This is a genomic window from bacterium (assembly GCA_029210545.1).
GTDB lineage: Bacteria > BMS3Abin14 > BMS3Abin14 > BMS3Abin14 > BMS3Abin14 > JARGFV01.
In genome coordinates this window covers 26,693-52,541 of the sequence record JARGFV010000001.1, presented here as the reverse complement: position 1 = coordinate 52,541, position 25,849 = coordinate 26,693, and the positions used below count along the sequence as shown (strand labels likewise).

The 25,849-nt window shown below is 58.5% G+C and carries 24 protein-coding genes; 21 read left to right on the top strand and 3 right to left on the bottom strand.

All coding sequences use genetic code 11. From position 1 onward, the window contains the following. Nucleotides 1–35 precede the first annotated feature (35 nt). The 3 genes from P1S46_00235 to speB are packed head-to-tail and all read left to right on the top strand — an operon-like array spanning nucleotide 36 to nucleotide 2,223. Nucleotides 36–518: an arginine decarboxylase, pyruvoyl-dependent gene (locus tag P1S46_00235; protein ID MDF1534913.1), complete on the top strand. Its 483-nt coding sequence runs from the start codon at nucleotides 36–38 to the stop codon at nucleotides 516–518. Further along, nucleotides 515–1,360: a polyamine aminopropyltransferase gene (speE, locus tag P1S46_00230; GenBank protein ID MDF1534912.1), complete on the top strand. Its 846-nt coding sequence runs from the start codon at nucleotides 515–517 to the stop codon at nucleotides 1,358–1,360. Before P1S46_00235 ends, speE begins: the two co-directional genes overlap by 4 nt. Next, nucleotides 1,357–2,223 (top strand): agmatinase, encoded by an 867-nt coding sequence (gene speB / locus P1S46_00225; protein ID MDF1534911.1) that lies wholly within the window; start codon nucleotides 1,357–1,359, stop codon nucleotides 2,221–2,223. The genes speE and speB overlap by 4 nt, the downstream gene beginning before the upstream one ends. Nucleotides 2,224–2,309: 86 nt before the next feature. Here speB and P1S46_00220 read toward each other — a convergent pair whose 3' ends face one another. Further along, nucleotides 2,310–2,696 (bottom strand): response regulator, encoded by a 387-nt coding sequence (locus P1S46_00220; protein MDF1534910.1) that lies wholly within the window; start codon nucleotides 2,694–2,696, stop codon nucleotides 2,310–2,312. Between the two features lie 365 nt (nucleotides 2,697–3,061). Between P1S46_00220 and P1S46_00215 the strand changes: the two genes are divergently transcribed. The 11 genes from P1S46_00215 to P1S46_00165 all read left to right on the top strand — a co-directional run bounded on the left by P1S46_00215 (nucleotide 3,062) and on the right by P1S46_00165 (nucleotide 17,486). Continuing rightward, complete coding sequence (locus tag P1S46_00215; protein MDF1534909.1) at nucleotides 3,062–4,933, top strand: TIGR04442 family protein; 1,872 nt, start codon at nucleotides 3,062–3,064, stop codon at nucleotides 4,931–4,933. Beyond that, a complete protein-coding gene (locus P1S46_00210; protein ID MDF1534908.1) occupies nucleotides 4,914–5,939 on the top strand; it encodes a ParM/StbA family protein in 1,026 nt (341 codons plus the stop codon). Before P1S46_00215 ends, P1S46_00210 begins: the two co-directional genes overlap by 20 nt. Further along, nucleotides 5,939–8,725 carry a chitobiase/beta-hexosaminidase C-terminal domain-containing protein gene (locus P1S46_00205; GenBank protein MDF1534907.1) on the top strand — a complete coding sequence of 929 codons (2,787 nt, stop codon included), beginning with the start codon at nucleotides 5,939–5,941 and terminating at the stop codon, nucleotides 8,723–8,725. The genes P1S46_00210 and P1S46_00205 overlap by 1 nt, the downstream gene beginning before the upstream one ends. A 108-nt stretch (nucleotides 8,726–8,833) precedes the next feature. After that, nucleotides 8,834–9,412 (top strand): FHA domain-containing protein, encoded by a 579-nt coding sequence (locus P1S46_00200; protein MDF1534906.1) that lies wholly within the window; start codon nucleotides 8,834–8,836, stop codon nucleotides 9,410–9,412. 251 nt (nucleotides 9,413–9,663) lie between these two features. Continuing rightward, on the top strand, nucleotides 9,664–11,028 hold the full coding sequence (locus P1S46_00195; GenBank protein MDF1534905.1) for an HD domain-containing protein: 1,365 nt from the start codon (nucleotides 9,664–9,666) through the stop codon (nucleotides 11,026–11,028). Continuing rightward, the gene (locus P1S46_00190) at nucleotides 11,025–12,050 is read left to right on the top strand and encodes a hypothetical protein (protein ID MDF1534904.1); all 1,026 of its coding nucleotides are present in this window, start codon (nucleotides 11,025–11,027) and stop codon (nucleotides 12,048–12,050) included. The genes P1S46_00195 and P1S46_00190 overlap by 4 nt, the downstream gene beginning before the upstream one ends. Beyond that, nucleotides 12,037–12,324: a hypothetical protein gene (locus P1S46_00185; protein ID MDF1534903.1), complete on the top strand. Its 288-nt coding sequence runs from the start codon at nucleotides 12,037–12,039 to the stop codon at nucleotides 12,322–12,324. The genes P1S46_00190 and P1S46_00185 overlap by 14 nt, the downstream gene beginning before the upstream one ends. Beyond that, nucleotides 12,324–13,658 (top strand): peptidoglycan DD-metalloendopeptidase family protein, encoded by a 1,335-nt coding sequence (locus P1S46_00180; protein MDF1534902.1) that lies wholly within the window; start codon nucleotides 12,324–12,326, stop codon nucleotides 13,656–13,658. Before P1S46_00185 ends, P1S46_00180 begins: the two co-directional genes overlap by 1 nt. Beyond that, nucleotides 13,645–16,437, top strand: a complete 2,793-nt coding sequence (locus P1S46_00175) for a sigma 54-interacting transcriptional regulator (GenBank protein MDF1534901.1) — start codon at nucleotides 13,645–13,647, stop codon at nucleotides 16,435–16,437. The genes P1S46_00180 and P1S46_00175 overlap by 14 nt, the downstream gene beginning before the upstream one ends. A 167-nt stretch (nucleotides 16,438–16,604) precedes the next feature. Then, nucleotides 16,605–17,096 carry a permease gene (locus P1S46_00170; protein ID MDF1534900.1) on the top strand — a complete coding sequence of 164 codons (492 nt, stop codon included), beginning with the start codon at nucleotides 16,605–16,607 and terminating at the stop codon, nucleotides 17,094–17,096. 105 nt (nucleotides 17,097–17,201) lie between these two features. After that, nucleotides 17,202–17,486, top strand: a complete 285-nt coding sequence (locus P1S46_00165) for a DUF3467 domain-containing protein (GenBank protein ID MDF1534899.1) — start codon at nucleotides 17,202–17,204, stop codon at nucleotides 17,484–17,486. Between the two features lie 101 nt (nucleotides 17,487–17,587). Here P1S46_00165 and P1S46_00160 read toward each other — a convergent pair whose 3' ends face one another. After that, nucleotides 17,588–18,487 carry a GGDEF domain-containing protein gene (locus tag P1S46_00160; protein MDF1534898.1) on the bottom strand — a complete coding sequence of 300 codons (900 nt, stop codon included), beginning with the start codon at nucleotides 18,485–18,487 and terminating at the stop codon, nucleotides 17,588–17,590. Between the two features lie 103 nt (nucleotides 18,488–18,590). Here P1S46_00160 and P1S46_00155 point away from each other — a divergent pair, with 103 nt between their 5' ends. The 3 genes from P1S46_00155 to P1S46_00145 all read left to right on the top strand — a co-directional run bounded on the left by P1S46_00155 (nucleotide 18,591) and on the right by P1S46_00145 (nucleotide 20,878). Next, nucleotides 18,591–19,886, top strand: a complete 1,296-nt coding sequence (locus P1S46_00155) for a class I SAM-dependent RNA methyltransferase (GenBank protein ID MDF1534897.1) — start codon at nucleotides 18,591–18,593, stop codon at nucleotides 19,884–19,886. Continuing rightward, nucleotides 19,883–20,221 (top strand): methyltransferase domain-containing protein, encoded by a 339-nt coding sequence (locus P1S46_00150; GenBank protein MDF1534896.1) that lies wholly within the window; start codon nucleotides 19,883–19,885, stop codon nucleotides 20,219–20,221. Before P1S46_00155 ends, P1S46_00150 begins: the two co-directional genes overlap by 4 nt. Before the next feature lie 159 nt (nucleotides 20,222–20,380). Then, a complete protein-coding gene (locus tag P1S46_00145; protein ID MDF1534895.1) occupies nucleotides 20,381–20,878 on the top strand; it encodes a class I SAM-dependent methyltransferase in 498 nt (165 codons plus the stop codon). A gap of 111 nt (nucleotides 20,879–20,989) precedes the next feature. Here P1S46_00145 and P1S46_00140 read toward each other — a convergent pair whose 3' ends face one another. After that, nucleotides 20,990–22,894 carry a SurA N-terminal domain-containing protein gene (locus P1S46_00140; protein MDF1534894.1) on the bottom strand — a complete coding sequence of 635 codons (1,905 nt, stop codon included), beginning with the start codon at nucleotides 22,892–22,894 and terminating at the stop codon, nucleotides 20,990–20,992. An 80-nt stretch (nucleotides 22,895–22,974) separates the two neighbouring features. Between P1S46_00140 and P1S46_00135 the strand changes: the two genes are divergently transcribed. From P1S46_00135 to mreD, 4 genes are all read left to right on the top strand, one after another. Next, nucleotides 22,975–23,238, top strand: a complete 264-nt coding sequence (locus P1S46_00135; GenBank protein MDF1534893.1) for a hypothetical protein — start codon at nucleotides 22,975–22,977, stop codon at nucleotides 23,236–23,238. Between the two features lie 202 nt (nucleotides 23,239–23,440). Beyond that, a complete protein-coding gene (locus tag P1S46_00130; GenBank protein ID MDF1534892.1) occupies nucleotides 23,441–24,478 on the top strand; it encodes a rod shape-determining protein in 1,038 nt (345 codons plus the stop codon). Between the two features lie 4 nt (nucleotides 24,479–24,482). Then, nucleotides 24,483–25,337, top strand: a complete 855-nt coding sequence (gene mreC / locus P1S46_00125) for a rod shape-determining protein MreC (GenBank protein MDF1534891.1) — start codon at nucleotides 24,483–24,485, stop codon at nucleotides 25,335–25,337. Next, nucleotides 25,334–25,849, top strand: a complete 516-nt coding sequence (gene mreD, locus P1S46_00120) for a rod shape-determining protein MreD (protein ID MDF1534890.1) — start codon at nucleotides 25,334–25,336, stop codon at nucleotides 25,847–25,849. The genes mreC and mreD overlap by 4 nt, the downstream gene beginning before the upstream one ends.

The following is a 25,849-nucleotide window of genomic DNA, read 5'->3' as shown; positions in this document are numbered from 1 at the left end:
TCCTGTTCATCACAAACAACCCGGGAGGAGTCCGCATGATCACCAGGACCCCTGATGTTTATTTCTTCGCCAGCGGCTCGTCGGAAGGGACCATGCCCCTCAACGCTTTCGACGGAGCCCTGCTCGCCTCCGGGATCGGCAACACCAACCTGGTCAAGATGAGCAGTATCGTGCCGCCGGGAGCCGAGCGCATCGAACCGGTTTCCCTGCCCCTTGGTGCCCTGGTCCCGGTCGCCTACGCCTCCATGGGCAGCAGTATCAGGGGGCAGACGATCTCTGCCGCCGTGGCTGCCGCCTTTCCGTCGGATCCGGCTATGCCCGGTCTTATCATGGAGTACAGCGCTACAGGTCCGTCTGAAGAGATCGAACAGATTTGTCGCGACATGGCGTCAGAAGGCCTGAAAATGAGAGGGCTTGAGGTCAAGCATATCGAGAGTGCCGCTGCATCCCATCACGTGGAAAATACCGGTGCGGTCTTTGCGGCGGTCGTGCTCTGGAGTTCGGAGAGGCTCAAGTGAGTATCTGGTATACGGAAAAGCATACCCCCCATTCCGGGATCACCATGGAGGTCAAAAAGACTCTCTACCACGGGGCAAGCGAGTACCAGACCCTGGACATCCTGGATACACACGAGTTCGGAAGGATGATGCTTCTGGACGGTCTGGTCATGCTCACCGAACGTGACGAGTTCGTCTACCACGAGATGCTGGCTCACATCCCCCTCAACACCCACCGGGATCCCAGGCGGGTCCTCATCATTGGCGGCGGCGATGGCGGAACGGTTCGCGAGGTGTTGAAACACCCGGAAGTGGAAGAGGTCACCCTGGTCGAGATCGACCGGATGGTGGTCGAAGCGGCCCTCGAATACCTGCCCGATATCAGCGCGGGTCTTGGCGATCCCCGGACGAGGATCGTCTACGATGACGGTGTCCGTTTCGTGGCCGAGGCGCCGCCGGGAAGCTACGATGTTATCCTGATAGATTCCACGGACCCGGTGGGTCCTGCCGAAGCCCTGTTCACGGAGGGGTTTTTCCGAAGCTGTGAGCAGGCTGTCGGCCCGGGAGGCGTTTTTGTCTCCCAGTCCGAATCGCCTTTTTATCACCTGCCGTTCATGGTCGACGTTCATGAACGGATCAGGGGGGTCTATCCGGTATCCGGCTTCTATCTGGCATCGGTGACCACCTATCCTGGAGGGACCTGGAGTTTTCTCATGGGAGCGAAAGGTGAGGATTCACTCCCGGTCTACCGCGGCAGGAAAGAGATCCTGACCAGGTACTACAACGGGGATATCCATCTGGCGAGTTTCGCCCTCCCGAGGTTCGTCCTGGATGCTCTCGGGAAGGAGATTTCCGGGAAATGACATTGCGTACGGGCCTTTCCGGTTACCTGTCCGCCGACGGGGCTGTGGACAGCTCTCATATCGTTCTCATGGGTGTGCCTTTCGACCAGACGGCCTCCTTCCGTCCGGGAGCCAGGTTTGCCCCGGGGGCCATCAGGATGTGGTCTGCTGTCCTGGAGAGCTACTGCCCCGTGTTCGATGCCGACCTGGAGGAGTTAAGCCTGGCGGATGCCGGGGACATTGTCGCTCCCGCATCCGCCTGGACCGCGGTTTCGGAATGTGTCAGAAAAACTGTAGGTGCGGCTGTGGCCGCCGGGCAATCCCCTCTCCTTATGGGGGGTGAACACCTCGTTACCCTTCCGGCGGTGGAGGGGTGTCTCGCAACCTGTCCTGACCTCGTGGTTATCCAGATGGATGCGCACATGGACCTCAGGAACGATTACGAAGGGCGGAAGCACTCCCATGCCACTGTCATGAGGAGAGTGTTCGACCTGGTGGGACCGGGGGGCCTTTGTCAGTACGGTATCCGGTCCGGAACCAGGGAAGAATGGTTTTTTTCCAGGAAGCACGGAATGCTTCTCGCCGATGCCGGTGACCTTGCCGGAATCGTCGGTCAGCGGCCTGTTTACCTCAGCGTGGACCTTGACGTCCTGGATCCTTCTGTCATGGCCGAAACCGGGACACCTGAGCCCGGCGGTCTGAGCTATCCTCAGCTGCGCGATGCCCTGATGCCCCTGAGGGGTGCCAGGATCGTTGGCGCTGACGTGGTGGAATACTGTCCGCTGGCGGGGATGGGGGGTCCGTCGGGGGCGGTGGCGGCAAAGGTGGTTCGTGATCTTGTTTTCCTGATAGCGGAAAGTTCCCATCCAAGGCCCAGGATCTAAGATCCAAGATCCAGGGCATCCCATGGGATCAGTCTGGATAGGTATGTCTTTGATTTTGTGGGGAGTGGTCTTCCGGATCCTGGATTTTAGATCCTGGATCTCAAAAGTAGTTTTTCGATCCTTTCAATCAGCTCTCCCGGTTCAAAAGGTTTGATGATGTAATCGTCGGCTCCCGAGGCGTACCCTTCCGACACCTCATCTTTCTGTGCCCCGGCGGTCAGCATGATGACCGGGATCGAGGCCGTTTCCGGTTCCTCCTTGAGCATACGGCAAACCTCGAACCCGGATAACCCGGCCATGTAGATGTCCAGGAGAACAAGGTCAGGCCTTTCCTCCCTGGCCTTTTCCATCCCCTTGCGCCCGTCCTCGCTGGAGATCACCTCGTAGTCGTCCCGGAGAATGAATCCTGTCAGGCTCCTGATATCAGGGTCATCCTCGATGACGAGGATCTTTTTTTGGGGCCGGTCGAGCATAAGGGCAGCCTTTCCACGTTATGTGCATTTTCCCCTGCGGCAAACGGGTGGAGATATTACTATCATGAACCGGTGCCATGTCAAGTGCGGCAACCATCCGGGCGGGATTTAACCTCAAGACTTCCACCCGAAAATGATATAACATCAGAAAAGTTTTATGGGCTCGTAAAATGGCTCGAAGAGGCTTTTACGAGGTTCTCTAATAGCCACTTGAATGCAGCCGATCAGGTGGAGGCTGGAAACGACCCCCGGGCCTGTCGAAGGAGGTCGGAATTTGACTGTTCCGGCCACTGGTGCTCAATGAAATGAGGTCTGGCTCGGGTGCGAATGGTCTTGAATCCCGTAAACAACATGGATCTGAACCCATGATAAAAGATCTCAGGATCCACGGCGAAGTGGGCGGCGACAAGGAGTTCTTCGCGACCTTGTCCGGCGAAGGGTTGGACGGCCGCTATTTCCACGAACTGGTGGAGAGAGAAGGCGTGGCCCACCACAGGTTTTTCCTTGGCGGCAACGAGTTCCTTCTCGGTCCGGAGACCCTTGTCCATACGGGCAATGGAGGGACCTTTTGCCCCTACATGTTCGGTGTGGATGAGCCCATTGAAGATCTGGTCAAGCAGGATGTGATCAACCGTCTGGTGGTTTTCGGCGTGCGGCACGATGATCCCGGAAAGATCATCTTTTCCGACGACACCACGGCCCGGGTCGATTACCGGCATATATTCCTGCGCGGTCATGCGGTCTTCAATTATTACTTCTTCGTCCAGTTCCTTTCCCCGGCCCCCCTGAAAAAACAGCAGGAAGAGATCCTCCGCATTCTCGGGCGTTCGTTGAAGCGGTTTCCCCTTAACAAGGATGAGGATGACTCCCGGATCGTTGACGAACTCAGGACACACTGGTCAAAGCTGGCATCGGTTTTCTTCCTCATGAAGTTCGTCAACCGTTCCCACCTGCTTTTTTACCGCAAGATCGAGGATCTGTACGCGGCGTCACAGACCATAGGCGATGAGGAGACTGCCGCCCTGGAAGACCTGGCCGCCAGCCTGGCTATCGATCCCTATTCCCAGGAACGGATGAAGATCGACGTCATGTACAGGTCCCCGGGAAACAGGCAGGTGGTTGAGGAGTACCGTTCGGTCCTCGTCCAGATCAGGGGCAGGGACGAGGTTCTCTTTGACGACCGCGCCCGCATCTCGCGGATCAGGACGGTGGCGCTTCGAAAGGGGATCCCCGTCAACCTGCTCAACTCCCTGGATGAAAAGCTCATCGGCGACCGCGAGATCCTCGCTGTTGACGAACCGGCTTACCTCGTGGAGGTCCGCGCGGTTCTGGAAGCGATCCTTATCCAGGCCAGGCAGGTTGGTGAGCGCATTGAAAAAGAGGATCTCCTCAAGCTCCTCAAGTCCAAGCTCCTTGCTCTTGAACAGCGGGAGTCGGCTTTTGACCGCATCCTCATCGAGGTGGGAAAGGAGTGCGACGAACTCAGCATGGAGACGGGCAGCACCGACAGCCTGGAGGAGTTCGGTAACATCGTCACTTTCTTCGACCGTTTCGACAACGTCTATCATACCGTGAACCGGCTCGCGTTCCACGAAGAGGAGAAACTGCCGGAAGACAAGCTGCGCAGCCTTCTCCTGAATAAAAAAATCTTCGACGAGGTCCAGGAAAACCTTTTTCATGATCTTTTCATCGTTCCGGTCATGAAGAACCTCTACCTCCCGCAGTACGGGCGGAAAAAGGTCGAATTTCTATTCGAGGGGGTCTCCAGCATTGAAACAGGCGACCGTTCCCTCCAGGATGTCACCATCTTCATGGAGGACCTTGTTCGCGAGGAACGTGAATACAGGATCGTCAAGACCGCAATGGACAGGTGGCTGAAGAAGTTCGGACGTTCTCTCAAGGGATTCGAGGAGGAAACTTCCTTTATCGCGGATGTCCGCAAGATGCTTGTCTCGAGGGGACTGGTGAGGCCGGATGTTCCGGAGATCTTCTTCCGCCAGACCCTCGAGGACCTGAAGACGGAGCGGATCTATTTCGGTTCGGTCCTTCCCCGGGCGATCAAGTCCAGGGACGCGTCAGCCAGGGACGAGTTCATCGACAGCAGCGGCATCGACATGATGAGGATCGAGGAACTGGAGAGGGAATTCCAGCAGCAGTACAGGATCAGTGACGATGTCATGGACACGGTTCGCAGCGCCGGATCCGGGGAGGGCACTTATGCTGATGGTAGGAATTGACGTCGGTTTCGGTTTCACCAAGGCCACGGACGGTGAGACTACCGTCTTGTTCAAGTCGATAATAGGTGAGCCTCAGCCGAGGTCCATGGACGAGAACTTTTTTTCGGGGGAAGGTGTTTCCGGCCTGCACATGAGCCTGGGGGACCGCTCTTTTTTCGTGGGGGATCTTGCCGAGTCGGAGTCCCGGGTCCGGCAGTTCACCCTCGATCAGGCACAGATGGTCACCCAGCAGTTCAAGACCCTCGCTCTGGCCGGGCTGGCCAAGATCGCCCCGAGCAGGGTCCCGGTTAACGTCGTGACCGGCCTTCCCGTGGGCTACTACATGGAGTACAAGGACAAGCTGACGGCTGCCCTTTCCGGTGAACATGAACTGAAGGTTCACAACGGCTCTGAAAGCCGGGAGATGGCACTGTCCGTCAACCGCGTGAAGGTGATCCCCCAGCCTTATGGCAGCCTCGTCGACTACCTTTTCCGTGAGGACGGTACCCTCCTGAGACCGGACATGGCCCGGCAGAAGATAGGGGTCGTCGATATCGGGTTCAAAACAACCGATTTTACCGTATGCAAGGGGCTCAGGCACTCCGAGAGGGGCAGCCGGACAACCGATACCGGCATCTCCAAGGGGTTCCAGTTCATCTCCGAGGCTCTCAACGAGATGAGCGGTGTGAACGTTGAGATCTACCGGCTATACGACGCTGTCCGGGAGGGAAGTATCAAGATCAGGGGGGCCGAATACGACCTGACCAAGGTCAAGAACGAGGTGTTCGGCAGGCTGGCGACGGCCGTTGTGAGCGACATGGAGAGGATCTGGGTCGATGACTGGGACCTGGATGTGGTCCTTCTCGCCGGCGGAGGGGGAGAGGCCCTCTTCGAATATCTTCAGCCCCTGATCCGCGGAGAACTGGCGCTCCTCAAGACACAGGATGATCCCCGACTGGGAAACGTGTCGGGTTACGTCAAGTACGGCCGTTACTATTATGACGGACCACCTGAAAGGGAGGCTTGATGAAAGGCAAAAGTTACCTGTCTCTGGCCATTCTGTTTGCTCTCCTGGCAGTTCTGGCCTGGCTCTGGCCCATCGATCGGACTCCTCCCCAGGTCCAGATCCAGCCCGTTCCGGGAAAGTACCACGAGGTCATATCCGTCGTCTTGTCCAGTGAACCGGGAGCATCGGTCTTCATCGCACTGGATGATGGGCAGCCCATGCCATACCTTTCCCCTGTTCGGATCAAGCGGGACACAAGGGTGGGCTATTTCGCCGAGGACAGGTTCGGTAACAGGTCAACTGTCCAGTCTGCCAGTTACGCCGTCCGCCTTGACACAGAACCGCCTGTGACCACGGCCCTGCCGTCAGGAGGGAAGTTCTTCCACCCCGTGTCCGTTCGGCTCAAGTCCGAGGAGGGAGCCGTCATCTCCTACACGACAGACGGCACCGAACCCGGCCCCGGATCATCGACTTACACTTCCCCCGTAGCCATGAGAAGGGACACGACCCTGCGTTTCTTCGCTACGGACGAAGCGGGCAACCGGGAAGAGGCCCGCAAGGAAACGTACCTCATCACCCTCGATTCCACAAAGCCCGTGACCCTCGCGGAACCGTCAGGTGGGCTTTTCAATTCTCCCGTCACGGTGTCCCTGTCCGGCGAAGAGGGCACTACCATCCACTTCACCATCAACGGCAGCAGGCCGTCCACAGGTTCGCCGCGGTACTCCGGCCCGCTGCAGTTCGTCCGCAGCGGTGTCCTGCGGTTCTTCGCCATCGACGAGGCAGGCAACCGGGAAGATGTGCGCGAGGAGAACTACGTCATTGACAGCCAGCCTCCCACTGTGATTGCCAAGCCGCCGGCAGGAGCGTTCGGAAAACCGACCGTGGTCACACTGACCTCCAGCGAAAGGGGACAGATCCATTACGAGATGGATGGCCGGGAGGCCACGCTGTCCTCCCCTGTTTACCGGTCCCCCCTCAGGCTGGCAGCGGATACTGTGGTTTCTTTTATGGCCGTGGATGCCGCCGGGAACCGAAGTCCCGTTGTGACGGCCCAATATGTCATCGACACGCAGCCCCCAACCGTCCAGCCCCGTCCCCCGGGGGGTGACTATTCGGGCAGGATCAGGGTCAAGATAGAGGCGTCTGAACCGGCGGAGATCTTCTACACCCTTGACGGCACCACTCCTTCCGACAGGTCGTCCCCTTACCAGGGTCCGATAACCATCGAGAAAAATACAGTTCTGACCTATCTCGCAGTGGACAGGGTCGGTAACCGGAGCCAGCCCCGGAGCCAGGAATACGTTCTGGACAGCACACCGCCGGATACCGCCGCACAGCCGCCTGGAGGCACTTTCTCGGGCGAGGTCACAGTCAGTCTTGTCGGTGAAGAGGGTGCTGTGATCCGGTACACTACAGACGGGATCTCACCCACAGAAGCTTCCCCGAGATACCGGGGTCCCGTCCGTATCACAAAGGATACGGTCCTCAAGTTCTACGGGACCGACGATTCAGGCAACCGTGAGGAGATCCAGGTCGAGCGGTACAGCTTCGACACGACGCCGCCCTCCACACGCATCGAGCCGGACCCCGGTTACTTCAACCGTCCGGTGAGCGTCACCCTCGTTTCGGAGAAGCAGGGCACCATATTTGTCCGCCGGGCCGGGGTGAACGATTTTACAGCCTATGCGGGACCTTTTGTGGTAGACCGCACGGAGAAGCTCTCCTATTATTCGGTGGATAGCGCCGGGAACAAGGAGCCGGCTCAGGTCGCTGAATATTTCATCGACACGATAGCGCCGTTTACGTTGCCATTTCCTGCTCCCGGGGAATACAACCCACCCATTATCCTGGAGTTGAAATCCGAGGAGGGCGCAAGGATTCGCTATACCCTGGACGGTTCGCAGCCGTCAGACCAGGCACCCGCCTACACAAAGCCCCTCTCTCTCAACGACGATATCACGGTGAAATATTTCGCTGTGGACAAGGCGGGAAATCGGGAGAAGGTAAAAACGGCAGCGTACCGGCTCTCCAGCGGGATCTGGCGGGACAATTCCAACGGCGTTTTCATCCACCCAAGTGTCATCCAGGGTGACTACCTGTGGGTCGGCGGAACGGAGGGGCTTTTCAGGGTGGATATCGAAAGCAAAAGCCGTAAGAACTACACCTCCGCCAAGGGCCTCATAAGTAACACGGTCAAGGCGCTTGCGGTTGATCGCCTCGGTTTCATCTGGTTGGGAACCGACCGCGGAGTTTCCCAGTTCGACGGGAAGAACAACTGGGTGACATACGATTACAGTGACGGTCTTCCAAGCAATGTGATCAATTCGGTGTACGTCGACCCTCTCGACAACATCTGGTTCGGTACGGACAAGGGACTGGCTCTTTATGACCGAAGCAAGTTCACCGTGCGGACAATGCAGCAGGGGCTGCCCAGCAACAACGTGACCTCCATGACGATGGACGCCAACGGCGTGTTCTGGATCGGGACGGATGCCGGTCTCCTGAGACAGGAAGGGAAAAAGACCCGGATTTTCACTACCGCTGACGGCCTGCCCTCCGACCATGTCCTGTCAGTGGCTGTGGATGGACGCTGGAACGTCTGGGTGGGGACCCTTGGGCAGGGAACGGCCCGGTTCGACGGCAGCAAGTGGGTCCGTTTCTCGGATGCCCAGGGGATGCCCAAAGTGACGGTCAACGTGGTGGCCCTGGATCTTGCCGACAACAAGTGGTTCGGGACCGAGGCAGGAGTGTACAAGTTCGACGGCCGGACTTTTACGAAATCGACTACCGAGATTTACAGGTAAGTCAAGTTAACAGTTCACGGTATACGGTTTACAGTCAGAGCGTGTTTGTTAAAAGAAAACAACGGTGAACAGTAAACTGTAAACCATTAACTGTCGCGGGAGGCGCGTTTGAAACTCACATGCCCCACCTGTAACACGAGCTACAGGATCGCCGACGAGAAAATCCCCCCCTCGGGGGCAAGGGCGAACTGCCCCAACTGCGGCCAGGTCATCCTTATCCCTCCCAGGGGAAGCAGCCCGGGTGCCTCGGTTCCCCTGACCAGGTCGTCTGGTGCCGATTTCGGCCAGACCATTGCTTACGATTTCTCCGAGGTCGACCAGAGCGGCTCAGAAGTGTCAGCGCTTCTGGAAGAGGTGTCAGGAACCGACCCGTTCATCCGGGGGGAGGACGAAGCGCTTTTCAGGGATGTCCAGACGGGAGAAGAGTTCCTTCTCACGGCGCCCCGGGTTACGGTGGGGCGGACCGGTAACGACATCAACCTGAACGATCCCGAAGTCTCCCGTCGGCATTGCCATGTCCGGGTTTTCGGGGACCGTTTTGTTATCGAGGACCTTGGGAGCACCAACGGGACCTTTTACCAGGGAAAAAGGGTCATGACCGTAAAGCTTGGAACCGGAGACCGCTTCACGGTGGGCAACACCACCCTGGAGACCGTGATCAGAGGGAAGATTGATGGCCTCGAATAGAGTTCATCAATCGGGTTATGCGCAAAGCGTGCATCCTTGGGTGGGGGTCAGAATAGTCAATCTTCCCTGTTTTTCCTCCCCCTTGATGGGGAAGGACCAGAGGTAGTCACGCCGATGGCGTGATTACTCCGACCCTCTCCCACGCCGTGGAGAGGGACAGTGAGGAGAAGAACGGCTACATTAGCCCCGTCTCGTAAAATGGTTCGAAGAAACGTTTTTCGAGGGGATAAGAACAGATCGAGGAGGGTGGGTTGGTCGAGAAAAAGAACCTCATGGACAGGACAGGTTTCATGCCGCCCGGTTCGGCAGATCAGTTCAGTCCCCCCGGCCAGATTTCCAGGGGCCTCGTTTTCTCCTTGAGATGGAAGGTGGCACTATCTTTTTCCGTTCTGCTTTTCCTTGTAACCGGTCTCGTTTTCCTGGCTCTCCTCCGTTACCAGTGGGTTTTCCTGGCCCGCGAAGGGGACAAGAGAGCCCGCTCCCTTGCCGCAAACCTGGCAGTCAACGCGCGCGATCCTCTTCTCGCGCAGGACGATCTGAGGTTCGGGCCCATCGTTGAGTCAGTCACCCTCGACAGGGATGTCTCCTACGCCTACCTCACCGATCATCAGGGCAAGATCCTTTACCATTCCAACCCCGCACGGACGGGAGAGGTGCTGGATCAAGGGGTCTCCCACCCCGGGACGGATATCATCCAGTCATCGATGCCCATTATGGTCGAAGATGTGCGGGTGGGAACAGCGGTGGTCGCCCTGGGCGCCGGCCACATCCGGCAAGCGATGAGGAGCACCGCCATCGGGCTGCTTTTCCCGCTGAGCCTGGGGACCGCGTTTGGTGTTGTGGGGACCTTTTTCCTTACAGGGGTTCACGTCAAAAGAGTGGAGAGGCTGGAGGAAGCAGTGAGGGCACTTGGATCGGGGGATCTGACCGTCCGGGTGCAGGACATCAGCCATGATGAGGTCGGCCGTCTTTCGAGGCACTTTAACGAGATGGTCGGCCAGCTGCATACCGCAAGACGCCAGATCGAGCGCAATTTCAAGGAGACCATAAGCGCTCTGGCCGCTGCTGTGGAAGCCAAGGATGCTTATACAAGAGGTCATTGTGACAGGGTGGGGCGGATCTCTGTCGCCATGGGTGAGCGCCTGGATATGGACGAGGTCCAGCTCGGGGAACTGGAGCTGGCGGCCATCCTCCACGACGTCGGCAAGATAGGGGTCGAGGCGGGTGTCGTGGGAAAGGTCGGCCCCCTCACCGCTGGAGAGACCCTCCAGATGAAGGGCCATCCCGAGATCGGAGCCAGGATCCTCAACCCCCTGTCATCCCTGCACAAGGTCGGACTGTATGTCCGGCACCACCACGAACATTTCGACGGGTCCGGTTATCCTGACGGTTTAAAGGCAGATGAGATCCCCCTGCCTGCCCGCATCATCCTCCTGGTCGACGCCTTCGATGCCATGACTACGACAAGGCCGTACCGGAAGGCTCTTACCAAGGCCCAAGCGTTGTTCCGGATCGATGAGGGAAAGGGAAAACAGTTCGACCCCCATCTTGTGGAGCTTTTCAGTCAGCTCGACGGCGAGGGGATCGTTGAGGACATATGCCGGGAGGTGGGATGAGCCAGAAGCTGCTGATCGCGGCGGTGGCGGCCGTCTTCCTTCTCTCGGCAACGGGTTGCGCCCTCGTTGGCGCCGGTGCGGGACGCCGGTCAGAGTGCAGCCGCATCTTGACCCTCTCCCGCACTGGTGAGCACAAGCCTGCCGCCGATGCCTACGACGAACTGGTGCGGTCTGACCGGACATGCCAGGAGAATATTGCCCAGAGGGTCTCTTACTCCCGCTCCAAGGTGGATCGTGCCGACAACTTTGTCCGGAAAGCTTTCAAGAGAAGGAAAGAGGGGAACCTCCTCTCGGCCCGGGCCAACCTGGAAAAGGCCCTCCAGATCTACCCCAGATATTACTGGGTCCAGAACCTCATGAAAAACCTGGACAATGTCATTGAGGCAGGGATCAACGGCCTGAAGGGTGAAGCCCAGTACCTGGAATCGCTTGGGGACCTTGACGGCGCCCTGAAACGGATCGGTGAGGCACAGGCGCTGGCGCCTGATGACAAGGCGCTTCAAGCCGAGGCCGACAGGCTCCAGGTTGCCATGGGGGAAGCCCGCCAGGAGCTCGACGTCAGGAAGGTCCTGGCCCAGGCCGAGGAGCATATGAAGGCCGGCCGGTTCGATGATGCCGAAAAGCTCCTTACCGAGAGCGGCGCCTCTACAAGCCTCGGGACCCGGGGGGAGGAGATGCTCGAGCAGGTTGGCCGGCGAAGGCTCGATCTCGTCGCCCAGAGGTTCTTGGTTGCCCGTGAGGCCGAGCAGAAGGGCGACATCGATGTGGCCGCCGGTCATGTCCGTTACGTTCTCGTCCTTTCAAGGCCGGATGACGGTACCACTCCCGAAGTAGTGGAGTTTGCAAGGCTCCTGGGCGTGAAGCTTTTTTCAGCCGGCAAACTCGTCAAGGCAAGGGATGTGTGGGAGGCAGCCTATGACCTTGATCCTGGAAACAAAAAGCTGGGAACCTACCTGAAGGAAGTGGATGCGCGCCTTGAGAGCCTGGAAAGGATCAAAGGGGAAGACGGTGGCGCAAATTAAGGGAGGGCGCGATGAACTCCTGCGGTCGGTACGAGAGATACTGGCGGGGTACGGCCGGGACTACGCCATCGGGGCCATCCGCGGCCTGGCAGTCCGGAACATGCTCTCCGTGACCCTCCCCGAGGCCACGCCCGGTTTTTATCCCATCGTGAAGGTCCACGATATGGCGTTAAGGGAGCTGGAAGAGGTTTTCTACGGGTACCTCCAGGATAAAGACGACGGGGACCGGGAAACCATCGTCGCCCTGTTCGTGGCCGAAAAGGTCTGGGAATAGTGATCCATAACCCGCTGCCCAAACGCAATACCCACCTGAGGGACCGGCCCCGGGTCCGTTCCCGTTATCTCGTGCTGGCTGTTCTCGGTCTTGGCGTTCTGTGTGTGAGCAGGCCGGCCTTTTCTCCCCAGGCCCGTATCATGCAGCCTTCCGGCCCCCTTATCACCGACGTTGTAGCCGGGGAGGCTCCCTCCGCCGCCGAACCGGAACCCGTCATATCGGTGACGAACAAGGTGGTCCGCAGAGGAGACACTCTTTACGACATCCTCAAGGCCGACGGTGTTCCGGATCCTGAGATCCTCCAGATCGCCGGGACCAGGGTCGATGGCATCAGGCCGTCGAGTCTCGTGGCCGGTCGAACCTACCGGCTCCATTACGAAGAGGAGCAGCTTGTCGAATATCAGTACGAACCGGATGACATGAGGTTCATAAGGGTGGCGTTCGGTGAGGGAGACCCGGTGATCTCGATCGAACCCATACCGTATGAAATCGTCCGGGAGCCCATCTCCGGGGTTATCGAGGATTCCCTGTTCGCCGCGGTGGAATCCATCGGTGAGAAGCCGGCCCTGGCTATGGACCTCGCAGATATATTCGCGTGGCAGGTGGATTTTTTCAGGGACTTGAGGAACGGAGATTCCTTTGCGGTTGTGGTCGACAAATACTACCGGGACGGTGAATTCGTCAGGTACGGAAGGATCGAGGCCGCCAGGTTCGTCAACAACAAAACCACTCACAGGGCGTTCCTTTACAGTCCGGGGAGCGGGCTGGAAGATTATTTCGATGAGGAAGGGGGCAGCCTCAGAAAACAGTTCCTCAAGGTACCCCTCCGGTTCCAAAGGATCAGTTCCGGGTTCTCCGCCCGTCGGCTTCATCCTGTGACCGGCAAGGTAGTGCCCCACCTGGGTGTGGATTACGCGGCACCCACCGGGACACCGATCATGTCTATCGGTGACGGGAAGGTGGTCATGATAAAGCGGGATGAAGCCAACGGCCGGATCATCAAGATCCGGCACAACTCGGTGTACTCCTCAGCCTATGCCCATATGAACAGCTTCGCGTCAGGTATGAAAGTGGGCACCCAGGTGCGGCAGGGGCAGGTCATCGGGTACGTCGGGAGCTCCGGGCGCGCAACCGGCCCTCACCTTCACTTCGCCATGTACCGGAACAACAAATATGTGGACCCCCGGAGGATCAGCGTACCGAGAGCCACAAGTGTGCCAGGGGCGGATCTTGAACAGTTCAAGGCCGTTGTCCGGGAACTTGATCAGCAGCTTCCGGGTGGTCTTGCCGGGCAGGTCGCTGAAAACGGGGGAGATGCTGATGTCCTTCGTTGACCAGATCCTTTCCTTCGACAAGGAGAACCTTCTCGACATCCTTCACTACCTGGTCAAGGAGGTGACCCTGAGAACCGGGGTACCCTCGATCCGTGTCTACCTGGAGGATATGCGGGAGGGCGCTCTCCTGTGCCTTTACACGCCGGAGGGAGAACTGGAGAGGAAGGGAGCCCGTATCCCTATCCAGAGACGGGAGAACCCCCTCGTCCGGTCGTTCCTGGAATCGAAGATCGTGACGGATGCCCCCCTCGGGGAGGGCAGTGACGAACTCCACCGGGAGTGGTACGAACGGCGCGGCCTGTCTGTGGCGACGGTTTTCCCCCTCGTGGATGCAGGCAACTGCATCGGTGCCCTGACCGTGGACGCCGCCGAGAGTCATGCCCTCTTGTCGGACATGAAGCAGGAACTGCGGCAGCTCCTCAATAGGATCATGCCCATTCTCGCCAGGGCCCACCGGTTCAACAGGCGGATCATGCTCAGCCGGCAGCTGGACCGGTCCAGGAAAAGGGATGCCGCCAGGATACTTCTCAAAGGTGCCTTCGAGATCGACCTTGCCATCGATATGACATCGGTCCTGATATCGGCGCAGTCTCCGGTGCCCGAAGTCCTCAAGCGGGAGAGAGGGGGGTACATGGAGATCCTGGCTGCCGCCTCCCGGGACCCGTCGGATCTCCAGATCTACGAGACCCTCGAGAGAATCAGCCTCCTCGAGGGCAAAAGCCTCCTTTCCCGCCTGGTCATGCCCGATGGCGACCGCGTCCTCCGGCGCCCGGGTGCCCCCCAGGTCCTTTTTTTCGAGGATATCCTGGCAGAGGAGTTCGAGCGGTGGGAGGTGTTCAAGAGGCTTTCCCTGCGCACCCTCCTCATGATCCCCGTCTCCGGGGAGGGGGGCGAGGTGACTTGCGTCATCAACTATTTTACGAAGCGCCCCCACAGGTTCACCGAGCCGGAACTCAAACTCCTCATGAGCCATTCGAGTTCCCTGGCGGCAGGTATCACTGACTTCGCGGTGGGACACCTCGAAATACGTGTCCTTTCGGAGATCGAGGAGCTTCTCGCCGAGGACGCTCCCATGCCGGTCTTCCTGGGCAAGGTCGCCTCCCGCGCTGTGGAGTTGGTAGGCGCCGAATCGGGCTCCATCGCTTTGGTGACCGAACGGAACCAGGAGAAGTGGCTTGTCGTCGATGACGCCGAAGGGCGGCTGGTGGGGGGCAAATCCCGTGACTGGAGAAAGGCGAAGATCCCCGATCTGAGGGTGGGTGGTGAGGAACTCCCTGCCGAGGAACGCTCTCTGACGGGGTATGTGGCTTTCACGGGAAAACCGTACCTTTGTCCGGATACGGATGCCGAAACGGCCAGGGGAGGGTTCTACCGGAACCTTGCCGCTGACGTGGCTTCGGAACTCGCGGTCCCCATCAGGTTAGGTGAATCGGTCCTCGGAGTGGTCAACCTGGACAGCCACCGTCGGGCCTATTTCACTGTCGAACACCAGCGCATCCTCCTTCTCATATCCCGCCTCATCGCCAACCGCATCGCCGACCATCTGAAGATCAGTGAACTCGAGGGAAAGGTGGCGAGGCTGCGCAAGGAGGTCTCCTACAAGGACCCCGGTGTCAGTTCCTACCTGCTCGGGAATATCATCGGCAAGAGCGCCCACTCGCAGCTCCTGGTCAAGCGGATCAGCAGGCTGGCCGAACCTTTGACCAACAGGCTCCTTAACTGGAGCCGCGGTAAAGAGAAGGAACTGGAGCTGGGGCTGCCGACCCTTCTCATAACGGGGGAGACGGGGGCCGGCAAGGAGTTCGTGTTCAACAACCTGTACAGCCTGGTCAACGAAAAGTTCAGAAAGTTGGGCGGGGGTGCTTTGGAACTGCCCCTGCGCAAAACCAATATCGCCGCTTTCAGTGGAGATCTCACCTTTACTGAACTGTTCGGGCACCAGAAGGGGGCCTATACAGGTGCCCATGTCGACCGGACGGGAATCCTCGAGGAGGCGGACGGAGGGGTGGTCTTCCTCGATGAGATCGGCGACGCTGATCTCAAGACCCAGGTCCAGCTGCTGCGCTTCCTGGATTCGGGAGAGTTTTCACGGCTGGGAGGAACCAAGGTCCGGCTCAGCAGGGTCGTTTTTGTCGCCGCCACCAACCGGGACCTGGCAAGGGAGATCGCAAGGGGTGCCTTCCGGGAGGATCTTTACCATCGGCTCAGCGAGATGACCCTCCGGGTTCCCTCCCTCAGGGACAGGCGGGAGGACATCCCCGATCTGGCCAAACACTTCCTGGGTCGTCTCCATGCGAGTTATTCAGCCGGGGGCGCGCCGCCCGTCATCACGCCGGAGGCCGAGGAGTTTATCTCCCATCTCGACTTCCCCGGAAATATCCGCCAGCTTGTGACCATCCTGCAGGGAGCTCTCTTCGAAAGCGATGACGGGATCGTGGGGGTGGACGAGATCCAGAGGTTTCTTTCCCTCTCCACCCTTGACGGCAAGAATGTCCAGGGAGACGCCGCGGCGATCTACGGGCAGATCCGCAAGGGAGCGGGCGATTTCTGGGAGCTCGTCCACATCCCATTCATGTCCCGGGACCTGACTCGCGGGACTGTCCTGGAAATTTACAGGCTGGCCCTTGCCGAGGGGGGAGGGGTGAGAGGGGCCGCCCGCCATCTCGGCGCCCTGCCTGCAGACAGCCGCGAGGAGGGGGAGGCGATGACCAGGTTCAGGAATTTCATGTACAAGACCGTGGGGTTAAAAAAAGAATGGGGAAGGGGGAATAGGGAATAGGGAAGGGAGAAATCGGAACAGGGAATGAGGAATAGGGAATAGGGAAGAAAAGCATGGGTGTCGTTCTTTTTCTCTTCTTCCACCTTCTACCTTCTACCTTCCACATTCCATATTCCCTCAATCTCCTTCCAGGGAGGAAGGAAAGATTGAGGAAAAGGGACAAAGGCATGCTTGCAGCGACCGTTATATTCGCCGTCCTGGCGGCAATCCTGCTGGCTATCGGTTATTATCGCGGTGAGGGCCAGCACATCGCGGGCCTCAAGGCGGGGTTTACCATCCTTGTCCAGATCCTGCCTCTTCTCATCCTCGCGTTCATTGTGGCCGGAATGGTGCAGGTTCTGTTGCCCCGGGAGGTTGTGGCTTCCTGGGTGGGAGCGGAATCCGGATGGAGGGGGATCGTTATCGGCACGGCTGCGGGAAGCCTGACTCCGGGAGGACCCTTCGTGTCCCTTCCCATGGTGGCCGGTTTTTTCCGGGCCGGGGCAGGAGTGGGCACCATGGTGGCCTACATCACGGCCTGGTCCCTCCTTTCTGTCGCCCGCCTTCCCATGGAGGTCGGGATCCTCGGTTGGCGCTTCACGGCCGTCCGCATCGCCTGCACCTGGTTCATGGCGCCGTTAGCCGGGATTCTCGCCAACACGTTCTTCAGGAGCGGATAGTAATTAATACTTAGGGAAATCCCCCGGCTTTGCAGGGGGTACATGACTTCCTGAACCATGAACTGTAAACTGTAAACTGTAAACTTCCCCCTGGAGGTATTCCCTATGCCCGAAGATCGCAAAGCCATCATCCACATTGACCCGGCCGAAGAAACCGGCCGCTATGCGAACGCCGCCACCATCATGCACTCGACGACTGAATTCATCGTCGATTTTATCATGCTCCTGCCCGGAGATCGGCGGAAGGTGGTCTCCAGGATCGTCACCTCTCCGGCTCACGCAAAGCAGCTTGCCACCGCTCTTGCCGAAAATGTGGCGAGGTTCGAAAAGATCTACGGTCAGATAGAGGTCGCCAGGGCAGAGGTAGAGTTTTCGGGGAGTATGAATTAAGGGCAGTACGAGGTACTAAGTACTTAGAGCTAAGGGATTTCCTGAATTCTGGTGCATGGATATTTCTTGGCACCCAGCACCCAGCACCAAGTACATAGTACTTAGTTCTGCTTTTCCCCACATACCTTCGTCACGACCCCGTTGCCCCCGGCTTCCTTGGCCTCGTACATCGCCTCGTCGGCGGTGCGGAGAACCTGTTCGACGTTCTCGCAGGAACTCATGAGGGCCAGCCCCACACTGAAAGTCAACTCTCCGGGGGTTTGCCGGGCCAGTTTTGTCAGCACCCTGTCCAGGGTCTTGACCGCCTGGGGCAAGTCGGTCTCCGGCAGGATGAGGGTGAACTCGTCACCTCCGTAACGGTATGCGCTGTCAACTCCCTTTCGTATGGAGTTCAACAGAATATTCGCGATCTCGCCAAGAGCCTTATCCCCCATGAGGTGACCATAGGTGTCGTTGTAAGCCTTGAAGTTGTCAAGGTCCAGAAGGGCGACCGTGAGATCCTTGCCTGTCCTTGAGGATCTGCGAATTTCCCGCCCCAGGTTTTCGTACATGAACCTCTGATTATACAGGCCTGTTACGTGGTCGGTCCGGGACATGGAAAGGAGGGCCTTTGCCTGGTGGGCCTGTGAAATGGCACGGTCCAGGTAGACTTCCGTGTTCCACCGGTCAATGTTCCTGGGAAAAGCGTCGTAGGCGCCCATGCGGATGAGGGCTGCGTCCCTGCTTCCACGCCCCCCGCGGTGAAGGGCGACCAGCGGTGAGGCATTATGGATCGTTCGGCAATATTCGAAGAACCCCATGATGTCCCCGTGCTCAATGTCGGCATCGATGAGGATGAGATCCCATTCCTGATCACAACTACCGGTCCCGGAAGCAGGGATCTTGTCGGACAGCCGGCACTGTACGTTTCGGCTTTGAAGGTATGCAAGGATCGATTCGGTTCCTTCGCCGGGCTCAAGGACACATAATGCCTGAAGCTCTTTGTCTCGTCGATCACTCATTATCAATAAATCTCCGTCATTTGCCACCAGTAACGACCGTGATAGCGTAAGCCAAGGTGCCATAAAAGACAACTTTTTACTGTGTATCTGTCGGAAAGCTGTCATGAATAAGCCGGTGTCCTCAAAATGTAAGGTTCTCATAGAAAAACTCGTATCCGGTGGTGATGGACTGGGCCACCTGGATGGCTACCCTGTTTTTGTTCCTTTAACAGCTCCAGGCGATGTCGTCATCCCGAAGGAGGTTCGAAAGGCGCGCGGGGTCCTTTTCGCCCGGGACAGCTCTGTCATCAGCCGGTCAGGTGAAAGACGGGAAGCGCCGTGCCCGTGGTTCGGGAAATGCGGCGGTTGCCAGTGGATGCATCTGCCCTACCCTGCCCAGCTTCAGTGGAAGAGGACCGTTTATTCGGAGACGGTGGGGAGGATCGCCGGTTTGCCGGAGGTGGTTCCGGTTAAAGTCCACAGCTCTCCCGCCGAGTTCGGCTACCGGCATCGGATCAGGCTCAAGTACGATGGGAAGCGGTTCGGTTTTTACCGGAGAAGTTCAAGGGCCGTGGTCTCGTGGGAGAAGTGCCTGCTGCTGCCCGATCTCCTGAACCGGACCGTTGAGGTCCTTCGCGAGGCCCTGGACGGGAGAGGTGTGGATGGGCGCTTGAGGGACCTGGAGCTAGCGGCGGACCCGGCGGCAGAAAGCATGACCGCCATGTGGGTCTTCGAACCGGGCCGCCGCCGGTCGATGGGATCTGCGGTCCTCGATAACGTTGAATCCGCCCTCCTTTCTGCCGGTATCCCTCTCGCAGGCCAGGGGGTCAGTATCGCGAACAGGGGAAAGGTCGTTGCGGACAGGGGGGGCGGTCTGCATTTCAAGGTGCGCGGGAAACCAGTGAAGGCCTCTCCGGGGACGTTTCTCCAGGTCAATCCGGCTGTGAACGAGATCCTGGTGGAGAGGGTCGAGCATCACCTCGGACCCGGCGATGGACGCCTCCTCCTGGATCTTTACTGCGGCAACGGCAACTTGAGCATACCGGCGGCCGCCGCGGGGTTCAGGGTCCTCGGTGTGGAATCTTCCCCCGGTGCGGTCAGGGATGCCATGGATGCCGCTCCTGATGGGTGCCGGTTCGTAACTGCGGATGCGGCAGAGTACCTGTCAGGCTCCTTCGATCGGTGGGACGTGGTCGTGGCGGATCCTCCCCGTACGGGGCTCCCCGCTCCGCTGGTAGAAAAGCTCGCAAGGATCTCCCCCCCGCTAATCGTATATGTTTCGTGCGAACCTGCGACCCTAGCTCGCGACCTTGCGCGCCTGACAGCGGCGGGTTACGGTATCCGGACCATGGAACTTCTGGATATGTTCCCACAGACATCCCATGTCGAATCGATCACCGTACTGGAGCTGGGGCTGTGACCTCCGCCCGGAGCAGTGATCCGCGGAATACCTTCTCGGCAAGTGCCGACAGATATCTTTCGAGTTCCGATCATGGAACGGGACCGGACCTTGCCCTTATCCGGAAGGTGGCGTATGAGCATTGCCCGGCATTGACCGTGGATGTCGCGACGGGAGCCGGACATGCGTTAAGAGCGGCGGCTCCCCTGTCGGGCCGCTGCATTGGGCTGGACCTGACCATGGAGATGCTCCAGGTGACGAGGACACACCTTGCCGGGATCGGGATCACGGACCTGATGCTGGTCCAGTCGTCGGCCGAGAACCTGCCCCTGGCAGCGTGTCGGAAAACCTCTTGACACGCTGCTGTAGGTTTTTCGGAAAGCCCTTTTTTGGGTCTTTTCTTGAAAACAAGAGCATTAAACCGGTAAATAACTCCGGTGAATTACCAAATGTGCCATATATTTGTTTTTTTCGGTCTAAATGCTACTTCCGAAAAACTATATCTAGGAGCCTGCATGGGGTTCTCCGACAGGCTCCTAGGTAACGGTTGTATCCAGCTTCTGACCTGCCGCGTCGCGCCACATCATTTCCCCTCCCTGAAAAATTTCCTGCGCGAGGTCAGGCGTGTCCTGGCCAGGGATGGCTGTGCCGTGATCATCGACAGTATCGTTCCAGATGACCCGGAATGTGACAGGTTCCTCAACGAGGTGGAGCGACAGCGTGATCCGAGTCACGTCAGGTCGGATACGGTCAATGGGTGGGCAGGGTTGATCGCCCAGGCTGGTCTGGAGGTCGTCTCTTTTGATCTGTTCAGCCGTACCCATCCCTTCGAGGAGTGGGCACGGAGGGTCGGACTGGAAGATAAAGGTGTGAAGGCTCTGGAGGAAAGGTTTCTCGAGGCCTCACCCGGCATCGGAAAGCAGCTCCAGGTCGAGGTTGTGGATGGAAGAGTGCAAAGCTACACAGATGAGAAGGGGATGTGGGTGCTGAGAAAAGTAATCAGTAGGCAGTAATCAGTATCCGGTAGGCATTGATCAGTAAAGGTAATAAGACCCGGTCGCCAACGGCAACCGGGTCTTTGCTTTTTCTACTGACCTCTGTTTACTGACTACTGGATACTTTTATTAAAGCAGTTGTTCGTTTACCACGATCTGGTCCGCCATCTCATCCTTGAGGGCCTGGATGTAGCCGTTGAGAAGGTCCAGTTCCCGCTGGGACCTGAGGGACTCCTCAACAGTGGCCCGTTTTTCGGCAAGCTCCGCTTCATCGGCGTCCACGAACCCGTCAAGGATCACTAGGTAGTGGGCCTGACGTCCGGAGGCGACAGCTGATCCTCCGGGCTGACCGATGGCGAAGGCGGTGTGGATGACAGGTTCGGCATCGTCGACCCCGGCGATGGAGGCGTCCAGGATGGTGAACGGTTCCGGTTCGATGGGCTGCCTTTTCATATCCCTTGCCATGGAGGCAAGAGAACGGCCGCCCTCGAGAGCCTCACGGAACTCCTGAGCCCTGGCAAGGGCCAGGTCCATGGCTTTGCTGACAAGAAAGCTTCCCAGTACATTATCCCTGACCTTGTCCAGTTCAGGCAGGTAGGATGGGTTCCTCTCAATGGTCTGGAACAGGTACAGTTTGCCTCCCCGCTCGTAGATGTCTCCGACCTCATCCACCTCGGTGTCAAAGGCAGCTTTCAGCAGCTCAGCGGGCAATTCCATTGTCTCCAGAGCGGAATCCCGGCTGAAAAGGGGCGTGGTGATGGTCATGAGTCCCCTGGCTTTGGCCAGTTTATCGAGGGACTCGTCCGAACCGAGCACCTCATCCAGGAGATCGTCAGCCAGGTCGTATGAGATCTCGAAAGCCTTTTCCTTCCGAATCTGTTTCTCGATGGCGTTGCGGACCTCATCGAAGGGGATGAGCCTGCTCTCGCGGAAACTGTCGAGCCGGATCACCTCGAATCCGCTGGAAGTCGGGATCGGATCGGTGACTTCATCAGTCTCAAGGCCGCTGACGGCGTCCCTGATGGAGCGGTCCATCTCGCCTTCCTTGAAAAGCCCCAGGTTGCCTCCCTTTCCGGAGGATGCCACGTCATCCGAGTATTGCCGGACCGCGCTGGCAAAATCGATCTTGCCATCCCTGATCCTCCCGACAACTTCCTCAGCCCGGACCCTGACGGCACTGATGCTCTCGGCTGAGGCATCGCGGGGTAGGGCGAAGAGGATGTGGCTGATCCTGTAGGCGGCCGGTTCGGTGTACTCCGCTTCCTGGTCCTCATACCAGTCCTCGATCTCCTCCACGGTCACTGCAGCGTCAGGTTCGGCCTGTGCGGGGTCGATGATGGCTATGTTCTGCCGGAACATTTCCGGGATCCGGTACGATTCGATGTTCACCTCGAAAAAGTCCATCAGTTCCTCTTCGACAGGTTCGGGGAGGTCGCGAACAAAATCGTTTGGGTCGAACCGGAGGATCCTGGTTCTGGCCTTGCGCGTCAGGAGATGGAGGTTGTCATTCACCTCCTGGGGAGTGATAACTGCCGTGGAGCGGATAAGAGTTGTGACCTTGCCAATAGCGATCTCCCTGGCAAGGGACGATTCATAGGCCTCGGGGGTCATCCGGTTAATGTCCAGAAAAAGCTGGTACCTCCGCGGGGAGAACCCCCCATTCTCCTGAAAAGCCGGTGTGTTGGCTATCCGGGCCGCTACCTCCTCACCCGCAACGTCCACGTCAAGGCGGCGGGCCGCTTCCAGAAGCAGGTATCGCTCCTTGAGCTTCTCCACGGCCTGTCCCCTGATATCAAGGAAATCCAGGGTGGCCGAATCCAGGTTCTCGTAGATTCCCCGGTAGGTTTCGACCAGGGTGTTGTACATGTCTCGATACTCGTTGTAGGGAACCCGGACGTCGCCGATTGTCAGGACCGTGTTGGCGTCCCGGTTCGAGTATGAACCAACCCCCCAGAATGCAAAGACGATCACGATACCGAAGAGCAGGATCTTGATGACCCACGATCCGGCGTTTTTTCTCATGAACTCGAGCATCGGTATTCCCTCCGTTGGTGTACCCGGAATCCCCCGGCAACTTCGTCCGAAGTGGCTGTCGTGCGGACCCGGGTTGATACATGGCCGGGCAATCGGACATTATAAGGAAAAGAATACCGATTGCAAGTGGGGGAAGGGCAGGGAGGAGGCAGGAGGGAGGAGGGAGGAAAAAGCTGGGCGCGGGCGGGAAAGGGGGACACGGAGAAAAGACCCGAGTGGGAGAGCGGGTGAGGGAGAGAAAGGGAGAAACGACAACCGGCGAGGAAGCAAATCTCTTCCATCATTCCGGAAATCAGGACGAAGGATTTATTATCCATGAAACTCCTGGCGCGATTGCGGTGTGAGTTTCGCGGAAAAAGATAAAAAATGGGCTCTTGGGGCGTTGTGGACATTGAAATGGCAGGACTGTTCTGCTAGTATTCGCAGATTCAAGGGCCGGGTGATCCTGTCGCATCCACCGCTGACCCATAATCCCGGTTTCCACCGTAATTTTTTACGATTTTTCTTCCCCCCGGCCTGTACGGGGAGTGATCTTGAGGTGGCTGCATGTTCCTGAACAACATCCTCGGCCTGATGTCCAACGACCTTGCCATCGATCTCGGTACGGCCAATACGCTTATTTTTGTGAAGGGGAAGGGGATCGTAACCGATGAACCGTCGGTGGTGGCGGTGCAGAAGGATAACAGGGGCAACTCCCACGTTCTGGCTGTCGGCCGAGAGGCCAAGCAGATGCTCGGCCGTACCCCGGGCAGTATCATCGCCATCAGGCCCATGAAGGACGGTGTTATCGCCGACTTCGAGGTCGCCGAGGCCATGCTCCGTTATTTTATCCAGAAGGTTCACAACCGGAGCCGGCTCATCAGACCCAGGATCATCATCGGGGTCCCTTCCGGGATCACCCAGGTTGAGAAAAGGGCTATCAGGGAGTCGGCCCAGGAGGCCGGGGCCAGGGAGGTCTATCTCATTGAAGAGCCCATGGCTGCGGCCATCGGTGCCGGCCTTCCCATCGCGGAGGCTTCCGGCAACATGATCGTCGACATCGGGGGCGGCACCACCGAGGTGGCGGTCATCTCTCTCCACGACATTGTCCTTTCCATATCGGTCAAGGTCGGTGGAGACAAGATGGACGAATCCATCGTTGGTTACATCAAGAAGAAGTACAACCTCCTCATCGGAGAGCGGATGGCAGAGCAGATCAAGATCACCATCGGTTCGGCCTTTCCTCCCGATGAGGTCCAGACCATGGAAGTCAAGGGGCGGGACCTCATCGGCGGCGTCCCGAAGACCCTCGAGATCAACAACAAGGAGATCTTCGAGGCCCTGGAAGAGCCTGTGACCCAGATCGTCGAGGCGATCCGGAACGCACTGGAGCGCACCCCGCCGGAACTGGCCGCTGACATCGTGGACAAGGGGATCGTCCTCGCCGGCGGCGGCTCCCTCCTCAAGGGACTGGATGTGCGTCTCCGCGAGGAGACGAACCTTCCAATCATCATCTCCGAAGATGCCCTGACTTGTGTGGTCAAGGGGGCGGGAATGGCTCTTAGCGAGCTGAAACTTCTCAAGCAGATCTCCCTCAGAGAGTAATCCCATGCCGGCCCCGGGCAGCCCCATGCGCGATTTCCTGACGCGCCACAGGGAAGGGCTGCTTCTGGCGGTCCTGGTCATCCTTTCCCTGATCGCCATCTCAAGGCAGGTTCGTGATCCCACCGGTATGAGCTATTTCCGGCGGAGCGTTATCACCGTCATCTCCCCCTTTCAGGCGGCCCTTGGCGCGGTTGTGGGCGGTGTCAACGGATTCTGGAACGATTACCTGTTCCTCGTAGACACCAGGACCGAGAACGAGCTTCTCAGGGAGGAGATCAACCGGCTCCGGAGCGAGATCCAGGAGGTGAGGGAGGAACTTTACCGTGCCGGGCGCCTGGAAGAGTTTGCGATCTACCGGTCGGAGGCCGGTTTGACAGGGATGGCGGCCCGGGTCATCGGTGAGTCTCCCGATCCATGGACCAGGACCATCGTCGTCAACCGGGGATCCGAAGAGGGGGTCGAAAGGGGCATGCCCGTCGTCGTGCCGGACGGACTGGTGGGAAGGGTCATGGCTGTCGCCCCTCACAGCTCCATTGTCAGGCTTATCATCGACCGTTCTTCCAGGGTCCCCGTACTGGCGAGCCGTTCAAGAGCCCGGGCTGTCCTGGAAGGAGAGAACTCGGGTACCTGCCAGCTTAAGTATCTCGACCGTACCGAGGATGTGCGGGAGGAGGATACCGTCATCACCAGCGGTCTGGCGGGGGTTTACCCCAGGGGAATCGAGATCGGGAAGATCACCCAGGTCCTGAAGAAGAATTACGGGCTCTACCAGTATGCCAAGATGCTGCCCAAAGCGCCTCTGACACGTCTCGAGGATGTCCTCATCATTCGACCCCAACCGGTGGAGATCGGGGAATGAGGTTCCTGTACCTGCCCTTACTCTTTGCCCTGGCCCTCCTGCTCCAGTCTGCCGGGATCCCGATGATCTTCCCGCAGTGGGTGACCCAGGGTGTCGACCTTCCCCTCGTGATCGTGGTTCACATCGCCTTGACCCGGGGCAAGAGTTCCGGGATGGTGTCGGGTCTGATCCTCGGTTATCTCCAGGACGCCCTGAGTGGAGGGGTCCTGGGGTTCAACGGAATGGCCATGGTCGTGGCCGGGTTTACGGGAGGGTTGTTGAGGGAAAAATTTTTCGTTCGCAGCACCGCACACAGATCGATCTCCATCGCGGGAGCGGTTCTTGCCTTTCTCCTCGTCAAGATCTCCACCCTGGTCCTGTTCGCGCAGCCTTACCCTCCCCTGCTGTCTGCCGAGTTCCTCTGGGCCCTTACGGGCAACACTGCCGCAGCCTTGTTCATCCATATTCTCCTCGATCGGTTTGAAACCTCCTTCGGGATCCGGCCAGAGGAGGAGATCAGGCTGGGAGACTAG

Bases quoted from the DNA above. Each gene is read 5' to 3' on its own strand.
- P1S46_00205 (MDF1534907.1), top strand. From the start codon at position 5,939: ATGAAAGGCAAAAGTTACCTGTCTCTGGCCATTCTGTTTGCTCTCCTG.
- P1S46_00155 (MDF1534897.1), top strand. From the start codon at position 18,591: ATGAATAAGCCGGTGTCCTCAAAATGTAAGGTTCTCATAGAAAAACTC.
- P1S46_00190 (MDF1534904.1), top strand. From the start codon at position 11,025: ATGAGCCAGAAGCTGCTGATCGCGGCGGTGGCGGCCGTCTTCCTTCTC.
- P1S46_00140 (MDF1534894.1), bottom strand. From the start codon at position 22,894: ATGCTCGAGTTCATGAGAAAAAACGCCGGATCGTGGGTCATCAAGATC.
- mreC (MDF1534891.1), top strand. From the start codon at position 24,483: ATGCCGGCCCCGGGCAGCCCCATGCGCGATTTCCTGACGCGCCACAGG.
- P1S46_00165 (MDF1534899.1), top strand. From the start codon at position 17,202: ATGCCCGAAGATCGCAAAGCCATCATCCACATTGACCCGGCCGAAGAA.
- speB (MDF1534911.1), top strand. From the start codon at position 1,357: ATGACATTGCGTACGGGCCTTTCCGGTTACCTGTCCGCCGACGGGGCT.
- P1S46_00210 (MDF1534908.1), top strand. From the start codon at position 4,914: ATGCTGATGGTAGGAATTGACGTCGGTTTCGGTTTCACCAAGGCCACG.
- P1S46_00135 (MDF1534893.1), top strand. From the start codon at position 22,975: ATGGCCGGGCAATCGGACATTATAAGGAAAAGAATACCGATTGCAAGT.
- P1S46_00215 (MDF1534909.1), top strand. From the start codon at position 3,062: ATGATAAAAGATCTCAGGATCCACGGCGAAGTGGGCGGCGACAAGGAG.
- P1S46_00145 (MDF1534895.1), top strand. From the start codon at position 20,381: ATGGGGTTCTCCGACAGGCTCCTAGGTAACGGTTGTATCCAGCTTCTG.
- P1S46_00175 (MDF1534901.1), top strand. From the start codon at position 13,645: ATGTCCTTCGTTGACCAGATCCTTTCCTTCGACAAGGAGAACCTTCTC.
- P1S46_00130 (MDF1534892.1), top strand. From the start codon at position 23,441: ATGTTCCTGAACAACATCCTCGGCCTGATGTCCAACGACCTTGCCATC.
- P1S46_00160 (MDF1534898.1), bottom strand. From the start codon at position 18,487: ATGAGTGATCGACGAGACAAAGAGCTTCAGGCATTATGTGTCCTTGAG.
- P1S46_00220 (MDF1534910.1), bottom strand. From the start codon at position 2,696: ATGCTCGACCGGCCCCAAAAAAAGATCCTCGTCATCGAGGATGACCCT.
- mreD (MDF1534890.1), top strand. From the start codon at position 25,334: ATGAGGTTCCTGTACCTGCCCTTACTCTTTGCCCTGGCCCTCCTGCTC.
- P1S46_00235 (MDF1534913.1), top strand. From the start codon at position 36: ATGATCACCAGGACCCCTGATGTTTATTTCTTCGCCAGCGGCTCGTCG.
- P1S46_00170 (MDF1534900.1), top strand. From the start codon at position 16,605: ATGCTTGCAGCGACCGTTATATTCGCCGTCCTGGCGGCAATCCTGCTG.